Genomic DNA, 21,767 nt, shown 5'->3' with positions numbered 1-21,767 from the left:
ATTATACCGTGAAACTGAAGCATTGTCACACAATGTCCGACACGTTTGTTTAGAAATTCTTCGCGTTCGGCTTGTTGTAGCCGTATTCTTCGAAGAACTCTTCTTTAAAATCGAGCAAACGGTCTTCGCGAATCGCTTGACGAACCTGCTCCATCAACTTCACGAGGAAGTGAAGGTTGTGTGTCGTACATAAGTGAAGGCCGAACATCTCGTCCGCACGAATCAAATGATGGACATAGGCACGTGAGTAGTTCTTACACGTGTTGCAGTCACACTTCTCATCGATCGGGCCGAAGTCTGTCTTATACTTCGCTTGCTTGATTGTGACGCGACCTTTCGAAGTCATGAGCGTCCCGTTCCGTGCAATCCGTGTCGGGAGGACACAGTCGAACATATCGATTCCACGAATCGACCCTTCAATCAATGCGTCCGGCGAACCGACACCCATCAAATAACGTGGTTTGTTTTCCGGCATGAGCGGCGTCGTGAACTCGAGGGCACGATACATGACGTCTTTCGGTTCACCGACTGAGAGACCGCCGACCGCATATCCTGGGAAATCGAGTGAGACGAGGTCTTGTGCACTTTGACGACGAAGATCCTCATATTCCCCACCTTGGATGATCCCGAAGAGCGCTTGGTCTTCCGGACGCTCGTGTGCCTCAAGGCAACGTTCTGCCCAGCGGCTCGTGCGTTCGACCGACTTCTTCATGTATTCATGTGTCGCCGGATAAGGTGGGCACTCATCGAATGCCATCATGATATCCGACCCGAGCGCGTTTTGAATTTCCATCGCCTTTTCCGGTGACAAGAACAATTTGTCGCCGTTCAAGTGGTTACGGAAATGGACGCCTTCTTCTTGAATGTTTCGAAGATCGGCAAGCGAGAACACTTGGAAGCCACCTGAGTCCGTGAGAATCGCGCCGTCCCAGTTCATGAACTTATGAAGCCCGCCTGCTTGTTTGATAACCTCATGCCCCGGACGAACCCATAGATGGTACGTGTTCGACAAGATAATGTTCGCACCCATCGCCTTGACCTGTTCTGGTGCCATCGTCTTGACGCTCGCTTGCGTCCCGACCGGCATAAAGACCGGTGTTTCGAACGACCCGTGCGGCGTATGGACGATTCCGTGCCGCGCTCCGGTCTGTTTACATGTATGAATGTGTTCGTATGTGACTGCGTGTTTTGTCATTTTGTTACTTCCTTCCTCGTGATGAGCATCGCGTCTCCAAAACTGAAGAAGCGGTATCGTTCTGCGACCGCAGTCCGATAAGCGTGTAAGATGATGTCGCGCGTCGCGAATGCCGAGACGAGCATGACGAGTGTCGATTTAGGCAAGTGGAAGTTCGTGATCAATCCATCGATTGCCTTCAACTCGACACCAGGGTAGATAAAGATATCCGTCCAGCCCGATGACTCGACGAAGTCCCCATGGTCTCGCATGATTGTTTCGAGCGTTCGTGTCGATGTCGTACCGACCGCGAAGATGCGACCTCCGTTCGACCGGACATCTCGGAGCGCTTCAGCCGATTGAGCTGACAACTCGAAATATTCGCTATGCATCGTATGTTCTTCAATCGAATCAGCCGTCACCGGACGGAACGTACCGAGACCGACGTGAAGCGTGAGTGGGATCAATCGAACCCCTTTCGCCTTCGCTGCCTCGAGCAGTTCTTCTGTGAAATGGAGACCTGCTGTCGGAGCGGCTGCACTGCCACGTTCCCGCGCATAGACCGTTTGATAACGATCTTGGTCATCGAGTTGTTCGCGGATGTACGGTGGGAGTGGCATCGTTCCGAGTTCGTCTAAAATCTCGTAGAAGATACCGTCGTAGTCGAACTTGAAGCGACGTCCACCTTCCGGGAGTTCCTCGACGCATTCTGCGCGGAGAAGTCCGTCACCAAATTCGACGATCGAACCAACGCGGACTTTTTTCGCCGGTTTGACGAGCGCTTCCCATACGTCGTCTTCCGTCTGTTTCAATAAGAGCAGCTCCACTTTCCCGCCTGTCTCTTGTTTCGCTCCGAAAAGACGAGCCGGTAAGACGCGCGAATCGTTGACGACGAGCGCATCTCCCTCGTTCAAGTAGTCGAGCACGTCACGGAAATGACGATGCTCGATGTCTCCTGTCTCACGGTCCAATACGAGCAGACGCGAGCTCGTCCGATCAAGCAATGGGACCTGGGCAATCAACTCTTCTGGCAATTCAAAATCATAATCGTTTACGTTCAATTGAATGTCTTGCATACCTTACTCCTCTTCCTCTTCATAACCAAAATGCGACTTGGCAAACTGTGTGATCATCCGTCCTCGCGGCGTCCGCTGCAAGAACCCTTGTTGTAATAAATATGGCTCATAGACGTCCTCAATCGTCTGAGCATCCTCGCCGATCGTTGCGGCGAGCGTCTCAAGCCCGACCGGTCCACCTCCGAACCGTTCTACCATGGCCCGAAGCAATCGGTGGTCGACTTCATCGAGTCCGAGCGCATCGACGTGTAGACGGTCGAGCGCATCGGATGCGAGCACTGGATCGATTTCTTTCGTGCCGGCTACCTGAGCGAAGTCACGGACTCGACGCAAGAGACGATTGGCAATCCGCGGTGTCCCTCGCGAGCGCTTCGCAATCGCGCCACTCGCCTCAGGTGAGATCGAAAGGCGGAACAGCTGGGCCGTCCGACTGACGATGGCCGCGAGTTCATGTGGCTCATAGTATTCAAGTTTCAATGTGACCCCGAAACGGTCACGAAGCGGCGCCGATAACATCCCGGCCCGCGTCGTCGCCCCGACGAGTGTGAACGGTGGCAAATCGATGCGGACGCTTCGCGCCATCTCACCTTGTCCGTAGACGATGTCGAGGCAGTAATCTTCCATCGCCGGATAGAGAATCTCTTCAATCGTCCGGCTCAACCGGTGAATCTCATCGATAAATAAGACGTCACCCGGCTCAAGTGTCGAGAGAATCGCAGCCAGGTCACCCGGGCGTTCAATCGCCGGTCCGGCGGTCGTCTTGATGCCGACGCCCATCTCGTTGGCGATGATTTGCGCGAGCGTCGTCTTCCCGAGTCCCGGTGGTCCATACAATAGGACGTGGTCGAGCGTCTCACTGCGAAGTTTGGCGGCCTGAATGAAGACCGACAAATTACCTTTCGCCTTTTCCTGCCCGATATATTGCTCGAAGCGCTGCGGACGTAAGCTCCACTCTTCAGAGTCTTCATATTGCTGATGAGATTGTGACAACAATCGTTCGTCCATAGCTTCCTCCTTATTTCAATAACAGCTGTAGCGCGCGTTTTATGTACGCGTCGGTCGTCAAGATCTCGCCGCTCAATGCTTTGCGGACTTTCGCGATCTCTCGTTCAGAATATCCGAGGGCGACGAGCGCCTCACACGCCTCATCTAGTTCTGATGCACCTTGTGCGAATAAGCCTTCGTTCGGCACATAATCCGGTGCGAGTTCGGATAACTTCCCTTTCAAGTCGAGTGCCATCTGTTTGGCCGTCTTCTTCCCGACTCCCGGGAACTTCGTCAAATACTTCTCATTCTCGGTTTCAATCGCATCGATCAACGCGTCGATATCTCCAGAGGCGACGATGGCGAGTGCCCCCTTCGGTCCGATACCGCTCACGCTAAGGAGTTTATTGAAGAGCTCCCGTTCCCGGCGTGACCGGAAACCGTATAGCGTCTGTTGATCTTCACGGACGTAATGATGCGTAAACACGATTACATGTTCGTCTTGTTCACGATAAAAAAACGGGTTAGGCACATGTACTTTGTAGCCGACGCCCGAGACATCTAACGTTATATATTCCGCACACACATAGGCGACGGGTCCTTTTACGAATTCAATCACGGTGTAATCTCCTTTTCGGTCGGAAAAACTGCATTTATTGTACCATAACGAGCGATATGAAAAAAGGACAGGCATTTGCCTGTCCTGAAGCGATTACCGTGCGAGCATACGTTCAAGTGCACGTTTCGACAACTCTGTCGTCTCAGCATCAACGCGAATGATGTTCACAGGGTCCGTCTCGAGCGACTCGAGCGCCCAGAGGAGATGTTGCAAGTCGATTCGGTTCATCGTCAGACATGGACACATGAACGGGTTCAACGAGACGATATCGAGATGCGGATACGTCGCCGCCAATCGGTTCACGAGGTTCATCTCCGTCCCGACCGCCCATTTTGTCCCGGGTTCGCTCACATCAATCTTGTCGATGATATACGACGTCGATCCTGCCTCATCGGCTGCCTGCACGACATCAAACGTGCACTCCGGATGAACGATGATGCGACGATCCGGTTCGCGCTCACGGAACGCTTGAATTTGCGAGACGGTGAACTTCTCATGTACAGAACAATGTCCTTTCCAAAGAATGACCCGAATCTGTTCGAGGTCTCCTTCTGCCACTAGTTCTTCGCGGAGCGGATCCCAGACGGCCATCGCCTCGAGCGGGATGCCAAGGTCATACGCCGTATTCCGTCCGAGATGCTGGTCGGGAAGGAACAAAATCCGCTCTCCTGCTTCTAGCGCCCAGCGGACGATTTCATGTGCGTTCGACGATGTGACCGTCGCCCCGCCATGACGTCCGACAAATGCCTTGATGGCCGCCGTCGAATTGACGTATGTAATCGGGATGATTCCTTCCCCGAACTGCTCCGTCAATTCTTCCCACGCAATCTCTGTCTGATCGATATCAGCCATGTCTGCCATGGAGCAACCGGCCCGCATATCAGGTAAGACGACAATCTGATCGTCGCGTGTCAACATGTCTGCTGTCTCCGCCATGAAATGCACGCCACAGAAGACGATGAATTCCGCTTCGCTCATCTGTTCCGCGAGCCGCGCGAGCTGGAGCGAATCTCCTGTCGCGTCCGCGAATTGGACGACCTCGTCTTTTTGATAATGATGCGCCGGTAAGAAGAGACGTGTCCCGAGCCGGTCCTTGACCGCTTGAATCCGCGTCTCCATTTCCTCCACCGATAGATTAGCGTACGTCGGTGGGAGTGTTCCGAGTAGTTGCATGTTTCATTCCTCCTTGTAAATTCATACTGCAGTCGAGCGCCCGTACCGAGTGGGTCAACTGACCGAGTGAGATGACATCGATGCGAATCCCTCGATAGTCGTCAATCGAGTCGAGCGTGATGCCGCCAGACACTTCGATGGTGATATGGTCCGGAATATGCTGGACCCATTCTCGCAGTTCATCCGGCGTCCGATTATCGAGCATCACAATATCTGGATTCGCTTGAACGGCTTCTAAGAGCTGGGCGAACGATTCGACCTCGACTTCAATCGGGGTCGTATGACCGACTCTCGAACGTGCGGCGTGAATGGCTTCTGTCACACCGCCGAGTGCGACGATATGGTTGTCTTTGATCATGACGGCATCGTCGAGGCGGAGTCGATGGTTGTAGCCGCCACCGATACGAACGGCATACTTCTCAAGCATGCGGAGTCCCGGTGTCGTTTTCCGCGTATCCGTGACATGAATCGAGTCGTCATCGAGCGCATCGACACATTGACGTGTCATCGTCGCAATCCCGCTCACACGCTGAATCACATTCAATAAGACACGTTCCGTCTCTAACAGGACACGAGTCTTCCCTTTCAAGACGATCAGTTCATCGCCAGGGGCAATCCGACTCCCGTCATCTTGGCAATCCACCAATTCGAGTTGTTGCATTCTAGCAAGTTCTTGAACGATTGGCTTCCCGCAGAAGACGCCTTCCTCTTTTGCAATGACGGTCGCGACTGACTCGTCCTGTTCATCGATCAGTTCACTCGATAGATCGCCATATCCGATATCCTCAATCAGAAACTGTCGTAGCTGTTCGCGTAGATAAATCGTGTTCATCGTACCTCTCCATTTCGAGGATGCTTTGCGCGATGAGACGCGCCGCATCGAGTTGTAAAGTTTGTTCACTTAATTGTCTTGTCACGTGTTTCGTCATGGTCAACGTTTGGGTATTTTGTAAGAAGCATTTTATTTCGTCGTGATTCGGTGAAATCGTCAACCACTTGCCGATTTGATGACGGAGCGCACGGAACGTGTCAGGTGAGATGTCATATGCCATCACATCACTCGTCGCAAAGCCTCTTTCCTTCACTCGAATCGCCTCAGCGACACGTTTTCCGAACACCCAGCATTCCAAGAGTGAATTTGAGGCCAGTCGATTCGTCCCGTGTACACCTGCTTCCGCCACTTCTCCGACGGCATACAATCCGTCGACGTCCGTTCGACCCGCCTCATCCACTTCGATTCCGCCCATATGAAAATGGAGCCCTGGGCGAACGGGGATTTGGCGAAGGTCGATGCCTAACTTGTCACACGTCGTTGCGAGTTTCGGGAACCGCTCACGTAGTCGCGTCACACTAGTCGTATCAAGAAAGACGGGTCCAACTCGGTCTGTTAAGACACGGGCCACCACGTCTCGAGGGGCGAGACTCCCAAGCGGGTGATGCGCCATCACATCGTTTCCGTATGGATCGACGAGCTTCGCACCGGCACCACGGAGCGCTTCGGTGACGAGATGAGGTTCCTCTGCGGCCAATAAGGTCGGGTGAAATTGGATCCGTTGTAAGTTCGTCAGTTTGGCCCCGCATCGATTTGCCAAGACGAGACCGTCACCGGTCACCGTCTGAGCGTTCGAAGTCCAATCGACAAGTCCACCGATTCCACCGGTCGCGAGAACGACGGCACCTGCCTCGATGTGTAGCCATTTTTCTTTCTGAAACGCCATCGCACCGACGACTCGTCCTTCCTTCATCACAAGGTCATGGACGAGGACGTGTTCGAGTATGTTCACGTTGTCCGGTAAAGACTGACGTAAGTGCCGCATGACATGTCGACCGGTCTCGTCGCCCCCGGCATGAAAGATACGATGCAACCGATGAGCTCCTTCCCGCCCGAGGGCATAGCCGTCCTCGTCACGATCGAAGTGGACACCGAACCGTTCCATCTCTTCAATCGCTCGACGTCCTTCTTCCACGAGAATGTCGACGCGTTCTGAGCACGATGTCTGATTCGAAGCAAGCATCGTGTCTTCTTTATGTGCCTCACTCGTCTCCTCGAGATACGAGCTCGCAATCCCTCCTTGTGCCAAATCGGAGTTCGTCGACGTCGCCTCCCCTTTGGAGACGAGGAGGACAGACAATGAGGATGGCACATGTAGCGCCGTCGCGACGGCGGCAAGTCCTGTTCCAATAATCAAAATGTCGGTTTTCTCTACCTGTAAAGACACCTGTATATCACCTGTTTTTCATATGTAATGTTGACTTGTAAATTAGTTTCGCATAATTTTGTGTAGAAGACAACATGAGAAAAGGGGAGTCCATGATGAACCGCTACTTCGACTACGCCGCTACACATCCTATGACACACACAGCATTAGACCATTACGTGGCTATGGCCAAAAACGTTTATGGGAACCCATCATCACTCCACGCGCACGGATATATGGCTGAAGATTACTTAACAGAGGCACGGCGACTACTTAAACAAGCACTCGGACTCGACGTCTTACGTGGGAAATTATTGTTTACCGGAAGTGGTTCTGAAAGTAACTACATCGCACTGACGAGCTTACGGAAGCGCATGAAAGGCAAAGAAGTGATCACGTCCTGGCACGAACATGATTCAGTCGCCCTCCTACTTGAAGAATGGGAACGCGAAGGGATCATCGTCCATCGCTTGAAACTGAAAGACGGAAAGTTTGATTTGGAGACGTTTACGCACTTACTCGACCGTGACATCGGACTCGTCACGCTCCAACACGTCAATTCCGACACGGGATGGGTGTTGCCGCTCCATCACATCCAATGTCTCTTAAAATATAAAAAGATTCTCTTTCACGTGGACGGGGTACAGGCACTGGGGAAAATCCCGATTTCTGTGGAAGGAATCGACGCCTACTCGTTCAGCGCCCATAAGGTCGGTGGACCAAAAGGGATCGGCGCCCTCTATATGGAACGCTTGATTCCCCCACCTTACTATCCGGGTCATCACCAATACGGGATTCGTCCGGGGACAATCGATGTTCCCGGAATCAGCGCCTTCGTCAAAGCGCTCGGGGAACGTCAGGATCAACTGACACGTTTTCAGAGAAATTTCATGGCGTTTCGTGCTATCTTGAAAGAGAAGACGTCAGCGTATGTCCATTGGCTCGAGTTTGACGAACAAAGTCCCGCTATCTTTTCCTTCGTATCCCATCAACGCGACGGACAATGGTGGATGACCGAGCTCGACGATCTCGGGTTCCAAGTATCCGCCGGGTCAGCATGTCGCGCCGGTCAGAACGGACCGAACCGCATGCTCGAAGCACTCGGATATGAGACGAGCGCCTGCCACGGACTCGTCCGCATTTCCTTCGGCGCGCAAACGACCGTCGAAGACACATCGGCCCTCGCCGATGCCATCGTCACTTTAGCAAGGAGAGTCGAACATCATGAACAAACGTTTAGCCGGTGAAGAACGCCGTCGCACTTTACTTCAACTGATCGAATCGAGCAATGAACCGATCACTGGATCTGAACTGGCAAGGCACGTATCCGTCAGTCGCCAGGTCATCGTCCAAGACTTGTCGCTCTTAAAAGCGAAAGGTCACCAAATCGTCGCCACCGCGCGCGGTTACGTTTATTTGCACGGCGACTTCACTCCGTCTACCTATTCAAAAAAAGTAGCTTGTCGCCATACGGCAGAGGAGATGGAGGCAGAGATGAACGCCATCGTCGATGAAGGGGTCACCATCAAAGACGTCATCATCGACCACCCTGTTTACGGATCCATCACGGGACAGCTCATGGTGAAGAGTCGACGTGACGTCCGCGCCTTCCTCGAACGTGTCAAGGCACACGGGGCCTCACCGCTCTCGCAATTGACCGGAGGATTACATGTCCATACACTTGAAGCCGATCATCAGGAAGCGATTGATGCCGCGGTGAAAGAGCTTGACCGGCTTGGTATTCTCGTATCCGAATTAGATTGAAGAGATGTCACGAATATGTGACATCTCTTCTTTTTCTTTTCAGTCATGTCCGTTATACTGATGGATGGAACAAGTTTCCTGCAATCACCTTGAAAGGAGGTCTCGTCATGAACGTCCTCGAGCACATGCTCGCCGTATGTGGTGTCTTCAGCATTCCTCTCGGCATCTTCATCCAATTCATCCCGAACGAACTCGTTCTCGCATATGGCGGCTTTCTCGTCGATTCGCATGACGCGTCTTTCTTCCTGATGTTCCTACTGGCGTGGGTCTCCTTCACGCTCAGTCAGATCGGACTTTACTGGATCGGTCGATATGGTGGGCGTCCCGTCGCCTTGAAGCTGTATCGTTACTTCCGGATTCGGCAAGACAAGCAACTGCGGGCCGAGCGCTGGTTTGAGAAATACGGGGCATGGATCGTCTGTCTCAGCCTGTTCTGGCGCCAGCTGTTCGCGGTCAGTGCCGGCGTGATGCGCCTGTCGTTCCGAAAGTTCTTATCGGTGACGACCGTCATTTTTGCCGTCTGGTCATTCATCTTCATTCATGTCGGGATGATGCTCGGCGACAACTGGCGGATGATCGGCCACTTCATGGACGATATCCTGCCCTTCCTGGCGCTCGCCATCGGAATTTTTCTCGTCGTCCGTCATCTTCGTCAGCAACCAAAACATGTGAAAGAATCAGCGTAACGAACGCTGATTCTTTTTTTGTCGGAAAGGGAAACGCTATCATCTGTCGAATAAGAACCATGTAAGCGAATCGCGGTCACACAAACAGGACACCGCACAACGAAAAAGGAGGAATCACCATGTTCCATCGCCGTAAAACGTATACGATTCGACCTGAACGCCTGCAAGAATTCACCGACTTCTTCCATACATACATCTATCCGATTCAAGCGTCCCATGGCGCCCGACTCGTCGGACGCTGGGTGACCGAAGACAAGTCGGAGGTCATGGCACTATGGGAATACCGGGACCGTGAACACTATGAACAAGTCGAGCGGGATTATCGTGGCAGTACGTTACGACGGGACGCCATGAAGCAGCGAGCCCGCCTCGGAAAAGACCTGTATATCAAGTCGAGCGAAGAGTTCATGATGCCGACCGGTCACTATACACCGCCGCGTGCGATCGTCTGTGTGACAGCGTATATCACGAATGAAGCAGGTGAGGTCCTCCTCGTCAAAAACATGCACCGAAACGACTCCTTCGAGATGCCGGGCGGACAGGTGGAAGAGCACGAGTCGCTCGTCGACGCCATCCACCGTGAAGTGGACGAAGAGACAGGCGTGAAAATCGAGGTCGAAGGCATCACGGGAATTTATCAAAACGTGTCGTCCCGCGTCCTCTGCGTCACGTTCCGTGCAAAATATGTATCCGGGGACCTCAGACCACAAGCTGGGGAAACACAGGAAGTCGGATTCTACAAAGTCGACTCGCGTAACGTCGGTGACTATATTAAACGGGAGCACTTCCAGATGCGCTTCCTCGATGCGATCGACCCTGTATATATGCCATACGCCATCTACAAAGTACGTCCATACGAATTGATTGAGCGCATCGAGCGCCAATCGGTGTAACGCAAAAAGGGATGATCCGCTACGCGCGAATCATCCCTTTTCTTTATGCTTCTTCTTGTAGATCTTCTTGCTGTGATTGTCCAGTCTCCACTAACAGTTTCCGGACACGGCGTTTTTCCACGTGGAGAACGGTGAACGTCATGTCTTGATACGTGACTTGTGCACCTTTCTCCGGAATGTCGCCGAGTAATTCAACGAACCAACCGCCCATCGTGTTGGAATCGACGTCTGGTTCCGCAATCCCCATCTCTTCGGCGAATTCATCGACGTTCATGTCAGCCATACACTCGTAGACCCCTTCACGGAGACGTCGGAGATAGACGACAGATTCGTCGTGCTCATCCCAGATGTCGCCGACGAGTTCTTCAAGCATGTCTTCTAACGTGATGAGACCCGCCGTGCCCCCGAATTCATCGAGGACGACAGCCATGTGAGATTGTTTCTGTTGGAGAATCGGAAGTAGTTCAATCAATTTCGTCTGTGGTGACACGTATGTGAGCGGTCGGATGAGCGAACGGACATCCGTCACTTCATCCTTCATCATCGAACGTAAGAAGTCACGTTCTGACAAGACACCGATGACGTTGTCAATCGAGTCTTTGTAGACCGGCAAACGTGAATGTCCCCCACTGAAAATCGTGTCTTTGATTTCATCGAGCGAATCGTCGATGTCGACAGCCAAAATATCGATTCGCGGCGTCAAGACGTCATCGACGGTAATATCGTTGAAGGCGAAGGCGCTATGGACGAGCTCAGCTTCCGTCTCACCAAGCACACCTTCCTCTTCTCCCATATCGACGAGCACTTTCAACTCTTCTTCCGTGACGGACGGCTCCTTGTCTTTCATCCCAATCATCCGAAGCGTCAACTTCTTCAACCCAGTGAAAATCATCGTCACCGGTTTGAGGACTTTGACGAGGAACACGAGAATCCCGCTGATGAGAAGCGAATACTTCTCCGCAAACTCTTTGGCGAGCGACTTCGGTAAAATCTCACCGAAGATCAAAATGATGACCGTCGTCGCGAACGTCGACACGAGAAGACCCGTACCGCCACTAAAAATCGACGTGGCGATGGCGGTCGATACCGTCGCCGAACCGATGTTGACGATGTTGTTCCCGACGAGGATCGTCGAGAGCGTATCGTCAAAGCGGTCGACGAGACTGAGGACGCGTTTTGCGGCTTTGTCGCCGTCTTCTGCCATCCGAATCATCCGAACACGGTTTACACTCGAAAGCGCCGTTTCTGCTGATGAGAAAAACGCTGACAACATGACGAGAACTACATATAGAATTAAACTTGACGAGGGCACAGGGTCCACGTTAGCTTCACACTCCGTTTCTTCTTAACAAATAATTTTTTTCTTACTCCACGAACTCGAATTCGAAGTCGAGAATCGCAACGACGCTGCCGTCTTCGGCACCGAGCTTACGAAGATCATCATCGACGCCCATCTGACGCATTTGACGAGCGAATCGTTTGATCGACTCATCATGGTCAAAGTTCGTCATCTTGAAGAGCTTCTCAATACGAGGGCCCGTGATTACGAAGCGATCGTATTCATCGATGTGGATCTGATAGCCTTTCTCTTCCTTCTCATAACGATACACGACACGAGGCGTCGCTGTCTTCTCTTCAAGCTCATCGAGTGGGAATTCAGGTGTCGTATCGACAAAGTTCGCCACTTCAATCAACAAGTTACGAAGACCATCTTGTGCGAGGGCAGAAATTGGGAAGACTTTGACATCGTCTCCTACTTTCTTCTTGAACTCTTCAAGATGTTCCTCTGCGTCCGGCATATCCATTTTGTTCGCCACGACGACTTGCGGACGCTCGAGAAGACGTAAGTTATACGACTCAAGCTCACGGTTGATTGTCGTGTAATCTTCGAACGGATCGCGTCCTTCCATCCCACTCATATCGATCATGTGAACGATGACTTTCGTCCGTTCGATATGACGAAGGAATTGGTGACCGAGACCGACGCCTTGGCTAGCCCCTTCAATCAAACCTGGAAGGTCGGCCATAACGAAGCTGCGGTCGTCCGCTGTCTTGACGACACCGAGGTTCGGTGTGATCGTCGTAAAGTGGTACGCCCCGATTTTCGGACGTGCCGACGAAACGACAGACAGAAGCGTTGATTTCCCGACAGACGGGAAACCGACGAGTCCGACGTCTGCGAGGAGTTTCAATTCAAGACGCAATTCGCGTTCTTGACCTGGTTCACCGTTCTCCGCGATTTCTGGAGCCGGGTTGGCCGGTGTCGCGAAACGACAGTTCCCACGTCCACCACGTCCGCCTTTGGCGATCGTCGCTTGTTGTCCGTGCTCCGTCAAGTCGGCGATGACCGTATCCGTCTCTGCGTCGAATACGATTGTGCCAGGTGGGACTTTGACGATAAGCGGCTTCGCTTTACGTCCGTGCATCCCTTTTGACATCCCTTTTTCGCCATCGTGGGCGATAAACTTCTTCGAGTAACGGAAATCAACGAGTGTGCGTAATCCTTCTTCTACTTCGAAGACGACGTCTCCACCGTGACCACCGTCACCACCTGCAGGTCCACCATCTGGGACATACTTTTCGCGACGGAAGGCAACCATCCCTTTTCCGCCGTCTCCAGCTTTTACAAAAATATTAACCTGATCGACAAACATTTATTTCCCCTCCTTTATGTGAAACGTAGTCATCTCTACGTTCTGTTCGTACACATCGGCTGACGTGAGCACGTCTTCCGGGACTTCTCCCGTGACGCGAACCATCAGTCCGTCCGTGAACGTCACATGAATCGGCCCGTCCGTGTCTTTCAACAAGCGGACAAGCATCTCTGCCACTCGCGCATCATCGATGGCGAGTTGGTCGGTCGAAATCGTATACGTCATCCGTCCTTCCCAATTCGCTTGAATCACGACAAGGCTCGTCTGTGGCACGTTCAAACGAACGAGCGCACTCTCCTCGTCGGCCTGTTTCCGATAGCGTTCGTAAAGTTCCTCGAGCTTATTCGGATCGAGTGCCGCATAGAGCGAGATCAATTGAAGCCGATTCATCCATTCGTGACGGACGGTCGATAAGAGCTCGAGTGTCTGTTCTGAATCCATTTGATCCTCTCCTAGAAAAAAAGACTCTAACCAAAAAAGTGGCTAGAGTCTTCTGCGTCGTTCAACTTACGCGACTGGGTAAACGCTCACTTGTTTCTTGTCGCGACCAAGACGCTCATAGCGTACTACGCCGTCAACTTTCGCAAACAAAGTGTCGTCGCCACCACGGCCAACGTTTTCACCTGGGTGAATCTTTGTACCGCGTTGGCGGTAAAGGATTGATCCAGCTGAAACTGTTTGTCCGTCAGCGCGTTTTGCACCGAGACGTTTCGAAATTGAGTCACGACCGTTTTTAGTCGAACCAACTCCCTTTTTCGAAGCGAAGAACTGAAGGTTCAATTGTAACATGAGGTCCACCTCCTATTGTTCAATTTGGATATATTCACCGTAGCTTTGGGCGACCGTGTCTAACTGCACGAGCATCCCTTCTAATAACAGTTGGGTGCGTTCCATATCCTGCGGTGATAAGTCAGGATACGTCTCGACATAAAAGTAACCACCCTCTGTTTGATCTGCCATTTCTACAAGAAGCGATTGACCCGCAAGCGTTTCGACGGCGTTATAGGCACCAAATATGATGGCTGAAACACCGGCGCACACCAAGTCAGAACCAGGTTCTGCAAAGTTGGCATGACCAGTCACTTCGACGGAGCGAATCGAGTTCGCCGCGTCTCGTCTTACCTTGACCCGAATCATAGCTTACGCTTCGATTTTCTCGATGCGAACTTTCGTGTAAGGCTGACGGTGACCTTGCTTACGACGGTAGTTTTTCTTAGCTTTCATTTTGAAGACAGTGATCTTCTTAGCGCGGCCGTGTTTTACCACAGTACCGACAACTTTAGCGCCTTCTACGAGTGGAGCGCCGACTTTAACATCGTCACCACCAACGAAAAGAACCTCACCGAATTCTACAGTACCTTCGACATCAGCATCGAGTTTTTCGATGTAGATCTCTTGACCTGCTTCAACTTTGATTTGCTTACCACCAGTTTTGATGATTGCGTACATATACGTGCACCTCCTTGTTAAACTCAGACTCGCCATCCTGGGCAGGGCAAATACCTTTAAAACCCGTTCTGTGCGGTTGTAGCCATTTGGGTGCTTCCAAACGAACTAACGTTATAGATAATACCACTCTCAATTATTCATTGTCAACGGCGAGATAAGAAATTCTGACATTCTGCATACGTCCCGTAAAAGGCGAACTCTGGCTCCCCTTCGATGAGGTGCACGTCGATGTCGAATTCATGCCAGGAAGCGTCATGCCACTTTTTCGGTAGTGCGAGCACGACCGCCTCGTATTGCCCGCTAAGGTCAAGGAGTGCGCGTTCAAACTGCGAGAAGACAGCCAGTTTCGACGGCTTGCCTCCATACGTCATTCGGTCTTGGATTGAGCGTCCGGTCCGTTCCCGTGACAATTCGAATAACCCCATCCGTGTGAAGCCGTACACTTCTACCCGTCGTGGGTCACGTGCCCCGAGCTCTTTCATCTTTTTCAGGAGACGGGTCTGACCATCTTTCGAACCGCGTAGGAAGTCGATGACAATCATGCCGCCAATGTTACGTAAGCGCAATTGCTCCATGATCGTATAGAGCGCCGCTTCATTGATTGTATCGGCTGCGCGCCCCTTGTCTTTGACGGCGACGTTCTTCCCACTGTTGACGTCGATGACGGTCATCGTCTCGACTTGTTCGATCAAGACGAACGCCCCGCCATCTAACCAAACGGCACGACTCTCGAGCTTTTCAATCGCCTCGTCAAGACGCTTCGCCTCCGGGATTCGACCTTTGCCGATGTGACGTTTCACGGGAACGTCCAAGCGTTCGATGCGCGTCTGTCCTTCCTTGTCGTTCAAGAGGACCGACTCGACCGCATGACGCCGCACGAAATGTTCACAGAGTAGTTCGTCTTGCCCGTACCGCTGTTCGATTACAGCTTTCGCACGATCTCGGAGCAAGTCGAGTTCTTCTTGTAAGGCGTCTGGTGCCACTTGTCCGGCCTCCGTTCGAAACAGGACCCCTTCCTCTTCTGTAAGGGCAACCGACTTCGAGAGACGGTCCTGCGTGACGAGGTCGAGCTTCCGACTGAACAGTTTACGACGACCGTACGGGAAGTAGACGAGATAACGTCCACCGAACCGAATGTTTTCGGTCACTTTATGATGCTTGCCGTTGATGCCTTCTTTCGTCACTTGCACGAGTCGTTTTTCCCCGACGACAGCCGCTTGTCCGATGGCAGGCACGTCCGGGTACGAGGCCAGTGCGCGAAGCGTCTCCGCAATCGGTAAAAAGAACGTCGTCTCTCCGTCCGTCAAAAAAGCTGCGCCGAGTGACGGGTGGATCCGTTCAATCGCAGCCTCGACGATCGTACCGACCGATAATTGGTCGACGAAGCGTTCTTCGACCTCGAGTAGCCGTTCCCCGTCCACGAGCATCGCCCGTTCAATGGAAGGTGTTCGTTCGTAGATTAACTTCATGTGCACCTCTCCTTTCGACAGAAAAAGGCAACTTTCGTTGCCTTTACGCTTTTTTCATTCCAAATTTCATCATGAGTCGTGCCCAGAAGCCGACCGGTGCCGTCTCTGTCTGAATCGACATGAGCGGGACCGATTCGCCGAGGATGCGACGCGTGATGTTACGGTACGCTTGTCCGGCATTGTTGTCCGGGTTCATCGTGACCGGCACCCCGCGGTTCGCAGCGGCAATGACTTCCTCATCGTCGATGACGACGCCAAGGAGGTCGATCGACAAGATGCGCATGATGTCATCGATATCGAGCATATCGCCCGATTCGACGAGGTGATTCTTCACCCGATTGACGACGAGCTTCGGTGCTTCGATATGACTCGCTTGCTCAAGCATCCCGATGATGCGGTCCGCGTCTTGGACGGCCGCCTTCTCAGGCGTCGTGACGACAATCGCCTCGTCCGCTCCGGCGATCGCGTTCATGAACCCTTGCTCGATCCCTGCAGGACAGTCGATCAAGACGAAGTCATATTCCGTCTTCAACTGGTCGACAATCTCTTTCACTTGCTCAGGATTGACCGACGTCTTGTCTTTCGACTGTGCGGCCGGAAGTAAGTACATCTCTTCAAACCGCTTGTCGCGAACGAGCGCCTGATTCAACTTACATTGTCCCGTGATGACATCGACGAGGTTATAAATGCTCCGGTTGTCGAGTCCGAGAATGATATCGAGGTTACGCAACCCGATATCCGTATCGACGAGACAGACCGAGTGTCCAGACAAGGCGAGCCCCGTCCCGATGTTGGCGGTCGTCGTCGTTTTCCCGACGCCCCCTTTTCCTGATGTCACGACGATGGCTCTGCCGTTTTTCACTTCTTTTTCTGTATGTACAGGCTCCACTACTTGCTCCATTCCACTCACCCTCTCTGTAATTCCATTGCATATGCGTCTTTCAGACCGGTCATGACGTGGCGGAGACGTGTCATCTCAATCCCGTCATTCGTCTGATACGCACAACCCATCTCAATCTCAGGAAGTTCTTCCTCATCGTCGGACGTGAGAACATGTTCGCCGATTGCCAAAAACTTTGGATGGAGGAGGCTTGCGGTAATGACCGCTTCTTCCCATCCTTCGACACCCGCACGCACATTTCCTCGTATCGTGCCCAAACAATAAATACTTCCTGTCGCCCGGACCTCAGAACCAGGGTTGATATCCCCAATTACAAGCACCGAACCATCAAACGCGAGGACCTGCCCACTGCGAATCGTCCCGCTATGATAGTGGAACGTCTTTCTGCCGTACGTCGCTTTCGCTTCTTCCGTCAACATGACATCGCTCGACAAGTCTTCAATATAAAAAACGCCATGACGAGCGACGACCTCACGAATTTGACGTGTCAGCTCCTCGTCAAGATAACGAGTACCCGCGTGCAACTTCAGGGCAATCTTACCGGACGGCGGCTCCATTTCTTGTAATGTCGCTTCAAAGTCCGTAAGCACCTCGTCGATGCCACTCTTCGGATTGAAGTGGATGGCAATTCCGTTGCGATGTCCTTTAATCGTAATGTGTCGTTTACGCTCCATCATGGCTACCCTCTTTTCACAACAGGTCGGATCGTCACATACCGCATCATCGGATAATAAAGAATCACGATGGCGATGGCATTGACGAGCACGGTCCCTGGAATCTGTTCAATCAATAGTGTTTGAATCGTCATCAACGTCCCACCGATCGCTGCCATGATCCCGTATATCGCAACTGTGAATACGACAATCATGAACGTGAAGGTGATGGTGACGGAGAAGAAGTTCTCACCTATATATTTTAACACGAAGCTGGCTAAGAGAGGAATGAGTGAAAAAGTAAATACATAAATTCCGAGCAAGTCGGTGTAGACGATATCATACAGCAATCCGAATACAAGACCGAACCCGAGCGCCGTCTCCCATCGACCGTACAGACTGACAAACATCAGCCCGATTAGCGTCAATAAAAGATACGGCGTGGCATAGTGCCACGAGAAAATCGATGCCCATGTTCCTTCAATAAGAAAAAGGAGGAACAGGGCGATGAACACTTTCATGTTACTCACCCGCTGCTCCTCCTTCCTCGGGACCCGTTAGAAACGGTTCGTCTAGTGTCCGATCAATCACGTACATTTGTGAGAACTCATTGAAGTCGGCCTCCGGTTTGATCCGGGCGACTTGAGAGACGCCATATTCGTCCGTCTCGATCGACTCGATCGTACCGATGACGAGTCCGGCCGGGTAACGTCCCCCGAGTCCAGAGGTCGATACAATTTCTCCTTCTTTCAGCTTGACGCTATTCGATACTTTCGTGAAGAACAACTCGTTCGTCTCCGTATCGAAGCCGTCAATCGTCCCATACGTCGCTTTGCCGTCAGCATCTTTGACGACAGCCGAGACGTTGTTCGTCCGGTTGTTGTCGCTGAGCAGTTGCACTTGTGACGTATAGGCACTCGTTTGAATGACACGACCGACCATCCCGCTCGCCGCGGTCACGGCCATGCCTTTCTCAACGCCGCTTTCAGAACCGACGTTGATGGTGACGTAGCGTTGCCAATCGTTCGGTGTCCGCCCGATGACCTCCGCCGGAATGAGGTCGAAGTCGCGTAACGACTCGTCTTTCGCTTCGACCATTTTCCGAAGCTCCTCATTCTCACGGCGCAAATCATCTGCCTCAACCGATACCTCAGCATACTTCGCCAAATGTTCTTTCAGTTGACGGTTCTCTTCGTAGATGTCGCGGACGTCCGAGATGGATGAGACGGTCGAGTCCATCCATCCGATTGGTACCGCGAACACTCGCTGGAACGTGCCGACCACATCACGCGTGACGTCTTGGTACCAGGCTGATTCCGATCGTCCTCGAATCGAAACCCCTAAAATGACGAAAAACAAGATCAGTACAATTAGCGTGATGATGAGCTTTTTATTACGTACGAATCGGCTCATCGTGTCTCACCTCTCATCGACGTGACGAGATGCCTGATTTCGAACGGAGGACGTCCATCATTTCAAGAGATTTTCCTGTACCGACTGCTACACAGTCGAGTGGCTCATCCGCAACGAGTGTCGGGATGTGCGTCTCGTCTGAGATGACGTCGTCCAAGTTTTTGAGGAGCGCGCCGCCGCCAGTCAAGACGATTCCACGGTCCATCACGTCAGCCGCGAGTTCTGGTGGTGTTTGTTCGAGCGTCTGCTTGACACCTGCCAAGATCGCTTCGACTGTATCTGAGAGTGCTTCGCATACTTCTGTAGATGACACTTCAATTTGTTTCGGAAGTCCTGTCACGAGGTCGCGACCACGGATTTCCATCTTCTCCGCCTCGTTTGATGCGTCGATACGTGCTGAACCGACTTCCATCTTGAGCGTCTCGGCCGTACGTTCCCCGATCATGAGGTTGTACTTGTTTTTGATGTAACGAATAATGGCGTCATCCATTTCGTCACCACCGACACGAATCGATTGGCTTGTCACGATGCCGCCGAGTGAGATCACTGCGACTTCGGTCGTACCGCCACCGATATCCACGACCATCGAGCCAGTCGGTTCCCAAACCGGGAGACCTGCGCCGATTGCTGCCGCGAACGGTTCTTCGATTGTATAAGCTTCACGAGCACCTGCTTGTTTTGCCGCGTCTTCAACAGCGCGTTTTTCAACAGACGTGATGCCACTTGGCACACAAATCATGACGTTCGTCTTCGATGAGAACAAACCGCCTTTTGATTTTTGAGCTTGCTCCATGAAGTATTTGATCATCGTTGCTGTCGTTTCAAAGTCAGCGATAACGCCGTCTTTCATCGGACGACGAGCAGAGACGTTCCCTGGTGTACGTCCAATCATATCTTTGGCCTGGTTACCAACGGCCTCAATTCTACCTGTATCTGTGCGGAACGCCACAACGGACGGTTCACGAACAACAATTCCTTGACCCTTTACGTAAACGAGCGTGTTAGCCGTTCCAAGGTCGATTCCGATTTCTCGGTTAAAACTACGAAACATAGGTGTTGCTCCTCTCTTCGTTACACTATTTTTTATTATAACGGAAAAATCATGTTTGAAAACGTTCATTCGATTACAGGTTATTTACAATAACCGCATCTCAGTCCTGTCTCACCGTCTACTAGTTTGCCTTCTTTTGAGGAAAAAGGCAAATCAAAAAAAGCAGACGCGAGTAGGCGTCTGCCTAAGAGAGAACGGTTACAAACCAGGTTGGAGCGGGAGTAAAAGCATCGCTCCGTAAAAGAAGACCGAAAAGATAAGCACCGGTCGAAAGAAACGGGATGGTTTCACGCGCGTCGCCCCGGCTAAAAAGCTCGATGTCGTCATGACGAATATGTAGATCCCGACGTACATGAGTAGCAAGCGGACGAGTACCGTCCAGATGCCGAGTTGGTCGAGTTCATTGAACGAGACCACAACCAGACCAAGATAGGCGAGGAGTGATAGAATGCCTACCCCGACACCGACGAGCGGTGAGACGCGATTGAGCCAGTGGTCCTCATCGAACCGAAGAAATAGCGCCGTACTCACGAATAAAAATAAGACGAACAGGACGAGCGAGAAGAGGGTCGTGTCTAGTTGGACGTAGCTCACAAGGAGCGATACGCCAAGCATGAACAACCAGATGATTTTTTCCATGTTGAACACCTCACCTGATATCTTACCAAAGTCCGCGAGTCAATTGGAGGAAATTGTATATTCCTTTTTCTTAGTCATAGTTTCTTTAATATTCAGATGCCAGTTATAATCATCTCCCAGAAACGTGAGGCATAAAATAGTCTTGGGCATTGAACAACTACTTCTGCTCCTCATTCTTGTATTCTATTACTCTTTCTCCGATTGAGGTTGCTCCCGCCCCTCTAACACTAGTTTTAGTTTTACCAGGGCATATGAACGATATATAAGTTGCAATAAAAAGACGCTCAAGAGGAGCGTCGGAAACGTCACATTCAAAAATTTTGATTCATAATTTTTGAATGTGATTCATCATCATATAGTCGAACTTTCCATTCTGCTACAATCTCACCTTCTTTATATACCGTGTCTAATCCTAAAAATATTGGGTAAACCATTTCTTCTGATTCAGCTATATAGTGACGAGGAACAATAGTATTTTGTAACAAGTACACCATAGGTACACCATCTTTAGAGAATCTCAGATGTGTTGCTATACCAGGATTCTCTTTATAATTTTTCATTTTTAATCTAAGTAAGTTTACAAACTCATTTTTTATAAACCTTGAATAACTATACTGTCTGAAACTAAGATTTTCTTTATCAAGAATGGTTCGGTATATTCCGTATATTCGTGCTTGATCAACAGCGCATACAGAATCCCAAAAAGCTTCAAGGTCTTCTTCAAATAATCTATTAACAAAGTTAAAAGTTGCATCTGCCATTTCGCTAGTAATTTCGACATATATTTTTTTAGGTTCTTTACCCAAACTCATTTGATCATCCCTTTAAATAAATTATTGTTCTGGGGGATTATTCTATAAAGAGAATGAATAACCTTTAACGTCGCATATTATGAATACTATAAGCGGAAAAAAGTTACTAGAAATCGCATCAAATTTTACTTTTGACATTTAAATAATTTTCTTGTTTTT

The 21,767-nt window shown here is 51.2% G+C and carries 25 protein-coding genes and 1 other annotated feature; of the genes, 4 read left to right on the top strand and 21 right to left on the bottom strand.

The features are described from left to right. Positions 1–49: 49 nt before the first annotated feature. The 7 genes from tgt to ON063_RS06920 all read right to left on the bottom strand — a co-directional run bounded on the left by tgt (position 50) and on the right by ON063_RS06920 (position 7,245). The gene (tgt, locus tag ON063_RS06950; RefSeq protein ID WP_015881169.1) at positions 50–1,195 is read right to left on the bottom strand and encodes a tRNA guanosine(34) transglycosylase Tgt; all 1,146 of its coding nucleotides are present in this window, start codon (positions 1,193–1,195) and stop codon (positions 50–52) included. Next, a complete protein-coding gene (queA, locus tag ON063_RS06945) occupies positions 1,192–2,235 on the bottom strand; it encodes a tRNA preQ1(34) S-adenosylmethionine ribosyltransferase-isomerase QueA (protein ID WP_214695614.1) in 1,044 nt (347 codons plus the stop codon). The genes tgt and queA overlap by 4 nt, the downstream gene beginning before the upstream one ends. A gap of 18 nt (positions 2,236–2,253) precedes the next feature. Continuing rightward, a complete protein-coding gene (gene ruvB / locus ON063_RS06940) occupies positions 2,254–3,255 on the bottom strand; it encodes a Holliday junction branch migration DNA helicase RuvB (RefSeq protein WP_214695364.1) in 1,002 nt (333 codons plus the stop codon). 10 nt (positions 3,256–3,265) lie between these two features. Continuing rightward, on the bottom strand, positions 3,266–3,853 hold the full coding sequence (gene ruvA / locus ON063_RS06935; RefSeq protein ID WP_015881166.1) for a Holliday junction branch migration protein RuvA: 588 nt from the start codon (positions 3,851–3,853) through the stop codon (positions 3,266–3,268). 93 nt (positions 3,854–3,946) lie between these two features. Beyond that, the gene (nadA, locus tag ON063_RS06930; RefSeq protein WP_274664653.1) at positions 3,947–5,026 is read right to left on the bottom strand and encodes a quinolinate synthase NadA; all 1,080 of its coding nucleotides are present in this window, start codon (positions 5,024–5,026) and stop codon (positions 3,947–3,949) included. Further along, entirely contained in the window at positions 4,989–5,858 is an 870-nt protein-coding gene (gene nadC, locus ON063_RS06925; protein ID WP_274664652.1) for a carboxylating nicotinate-nucleotide diphosphorylase, read from the bottom strand. Before nadC ends, nadA begins: the two co-directional genes overlap by 38 nt. Continuing rightward, on the bottom strand, positions 5,812–7,245 hold the full coding sequence (locus ON063_RS06920; protein WP_274664651.1) for an L-aspartate oxidase: 1,434 nt from the start codon (positions 7,243–7,245) through the stop codon (positions 5,812–5,814). Before ON063_RS06920 ends, nadC begins: the two co-directional genes overlap by 47 nt. A 95-nt stretch (positions 7,246–7,340) precedes the next feature. On the opposite strand from ON063_RS06920, the gene ON063_RS06915 reads away from it, so the two are divergent. The 4 genes from ON063_RS06915 to ON063_RS06900 all read left to right on the top strand — a co-directional run bounded on the left by ON063_RS06915 (position 7,341) and on the right by ON063_RS06900 (position 10,567). Beyond that, the gene (locus tag ON063_RS06915) at positions 7,341–8,471 is read left to right on the top strand and encodes a cysteine desulfurase family protein (protein WP_274664650.1); all 1,131 of its coding nucleotides are present in this window, start codon (positions 7,341–7,343) and stop codon (positions 8,469–8,471) included. Next, positions 8,449–8,988 (top strand): transcription repressor NadR, encoded by a 540-nt coding sequence (locus tag ON063_RS06910; protein ID WP_214695354.1) that lies wholly within the window; start codon positions 8,449–8,451, stop codon positions 8,986–8,988. The genes ON063_RS06915 and ON063_RS06910 overlap by 23 nt, the downstream gene beginning before the upstream one ends. Positions 8,989–9,095: 107 nt before the next feature. Then, entirely contained in the window at positions 9,096–9,674 is a 579-nt protein-coding gene (locus tag ON063_RS06905; RefSeq protein WP_274664649.1) for a DedA family protein, read from the top strand. Between the two features lie 119 nt (positions 9,675–9,793). After that, entirely contained in the window at positions 9,794–10,567 is a 774-nt protein-coding gene (locus ON063_RS06900) for an NUDIX domain-containing protein (protein WP_214695345.1), read from the top strand. 43 nt (positions 10,568–10,610) lie between these two features. Here ON063_RS06900 and ON063_RS06895 read toward each other — a convergent pair whose 3' ends face one another. The 14 genes from ON063_RS06895 to ON063_RS06830 all read right to left on the bottom strand — a co-directional run bounded on the left by ON063_RS06895 (position 10,611) and on the right by ON063_RS06830 (position 21,608). Then, positions 10,611–11,879 carry a hemolysin family protein gene (locus ON063_RS06895; RefSeq protein ID WP_337873901.1) on the bottom strand — a complete coding sequence of 423 codons (1,269 nt, stop codon included), beginning with the start codon at positions 11,877–11,879 and terminating at the stop codon, positions 10,611–10,613. A 52-nt stretch (positions 11,880–11,931) separates the two neighbouring features. Next, complete coding sequence (gene obgE / locus ON063_RS06890) at positions 11,932–13,221, bottom strand: GTPase ObgE (protein ID WP_074035227.1); 1,290 nt, start codon at positions 13,219–13,221, stop codon at positions 11,932–11,934. Continuing rightward, positions 13,222–13,662 carry a Spo0B domain-containing protein gene (locus ON063_RS06885; protein WP_274664648.1) on the bottom strand — a complete coding sequence of 147 codons (441 nt, stop codon included), beginning with the start codon at positions 13,660–13,662 and terminating at the stop codon, positions 13,222–13,224. Between the two features lie 66 nt (positions 13,663–13,728). After that, positions 13,729–14,010, bottom strand: coding sequence for a 50S ribosomal protein L27 (gene rpmA / locus ON063_RS06880; RefSeq protein WP_015881155.1), 282 nt, complete (start codon positions 14,008–14,010; stop codon positions 13,729–13,731). 12 nt (positions 14,011–14,022) lie between these two features. Then, a complete protein-coding gene (locus ON063_RS06875) occupies positions 14,023–14,358 on the bottom strand; it encodes a ribosomal-processing cysteine protease Prp (protein WP_274664647.1) in 336 nt (111 codons plus the stop codon). Between the two features lie 3 nt (positions 14,359–14,361). Next, entirely contained in the window at positions 14,362–14,670 is a 309-nt protein-coding gene (gene rplU, locus ON063_RS06870; RefSeq protein WP_015881153.1) for a 50S ribosomal protein L21, read from the bottom strand. A 15-nt stretch (positions 14,671–14,685) separates the two neighbouring features. Beyond that, positions 14,686–14,758: a sequence feature (ribosomal protein L21 leader region), on the bottom strand. 55 nt (positions 14,759–14,813) lie between these two features. Further along, positions 14,814–16,139, bottom strand: a complete 1,326-nt coding sequence (locus tag ON063_RS06865; RefSeq protein WP_274664646.1) for a ribonuclease E/G — start codon at positions 16,137–16,139, stop codon at positions 14,814–14,816. A 43-nt stretch (positions 16,140–16,182) separates the two neighbouring features. After that, positions 16,183–17,040, bottom strand: coding sequence for a septum site-determining protein MinD (gene minD / locus ON063_RS06860; protein WP_214695335.1), 858 nt, complete (start codon positions 17,038–17,040; stop codon positions 16,183–16,185). Positions 17,041–17,045: 5 nt separating this feature from the next. Next, on the bottom strand, positions 17,046–17,714 hold the full coding sequence (locus tag ON063_RS06855; RefSeq protein WP_243834777.1) for a septum site-determining protein MinC: 669 nt from the start codon (positions 17,712–17,714) through the stop codon (positions 17,046–17,048). 5 nt (positions 17,715–17,719) lie between these two features. Further along, positions 17,720–18,214 carry a rod shape-determining protein MreD gene (gene mreD, locus ON063_RS06850; RefSeq protein WP_083600174.1) on the bottom strand — a complete coding sequence of 165 codons (495 nt, stop codon included), beginning with the start codon at positions 18,212–18,214 and terminating at the stop codon, positions 17,720–17,722. A 1-nt stretch (position 18,215) separates the two neighbouring features. Continuing rightward, positions 18,216–19,106 (bottom strand): rod shape-determining protein MreC, encoded by an 891-nt coding sequence (gene mreC / locus ON063_RS06845; RefSeq protein WP_074035245.1) that lies wholly within the window; start codon positions 19,104–19,106, stop codon positions 18,216–18,218. 13 nt (positions 19,107–19,119) lie between these two features. Beyond that, the gene (locus ON063_RS06840; RefSeq protein ID WP_214695333.1) at positions 19,120–20,157 is read right to left on the bottom strand and encodes a rod shape-determining protein; all 1,038 of its coding nucleotides are present in this window, start codon (positions 20,155–20,157) and stop codon (positions 19,120–19,122) included. Between the two features lie 198 nt (positions 20,158–20,355). Beyond that, positions 20,356–20,796 (bottom strand): hypothetical protein, encoded by a 441-nt coding sequence (locus ON063_RS06835; protein ID WP_274664645.1) that lies wholly within the window; start codon positions 20,794–20,796, stop codon positions 20,356–20,358. A gap of 311 nt (positions 20,797–21,107) precedes the next feature. Further along, on the bottom strand, positions 21,108–21,608 hold the full coding sequence (locus tag ON063_RS06830; RefSeq protein ID WP_274664644.1) for a hypothetical protein: 501 nt from the start codon (positions 21,606–21,608) through the stop codon (positions 21,108–21,110). Positions 21,609–21,767 lie beyond the last annotated feature (159 nt).

The sequence above is a fragment of the Exiguobacterium sp. B2(2022) genome (genome assembly GCF_028823655.1).
Classification (GTDB): Bacteria; Bacillota; Bacilli; order Exiguobacteriales; family Exiguobacteriaceae; genus Exiguobacterium; species Exiguobacterium aestuarii_A.
The sequence above is the reverse complement of the archived record's forward strand: the minus strand, read 5'-3'. Positions and strand labels throughout refer to the sequence as shown.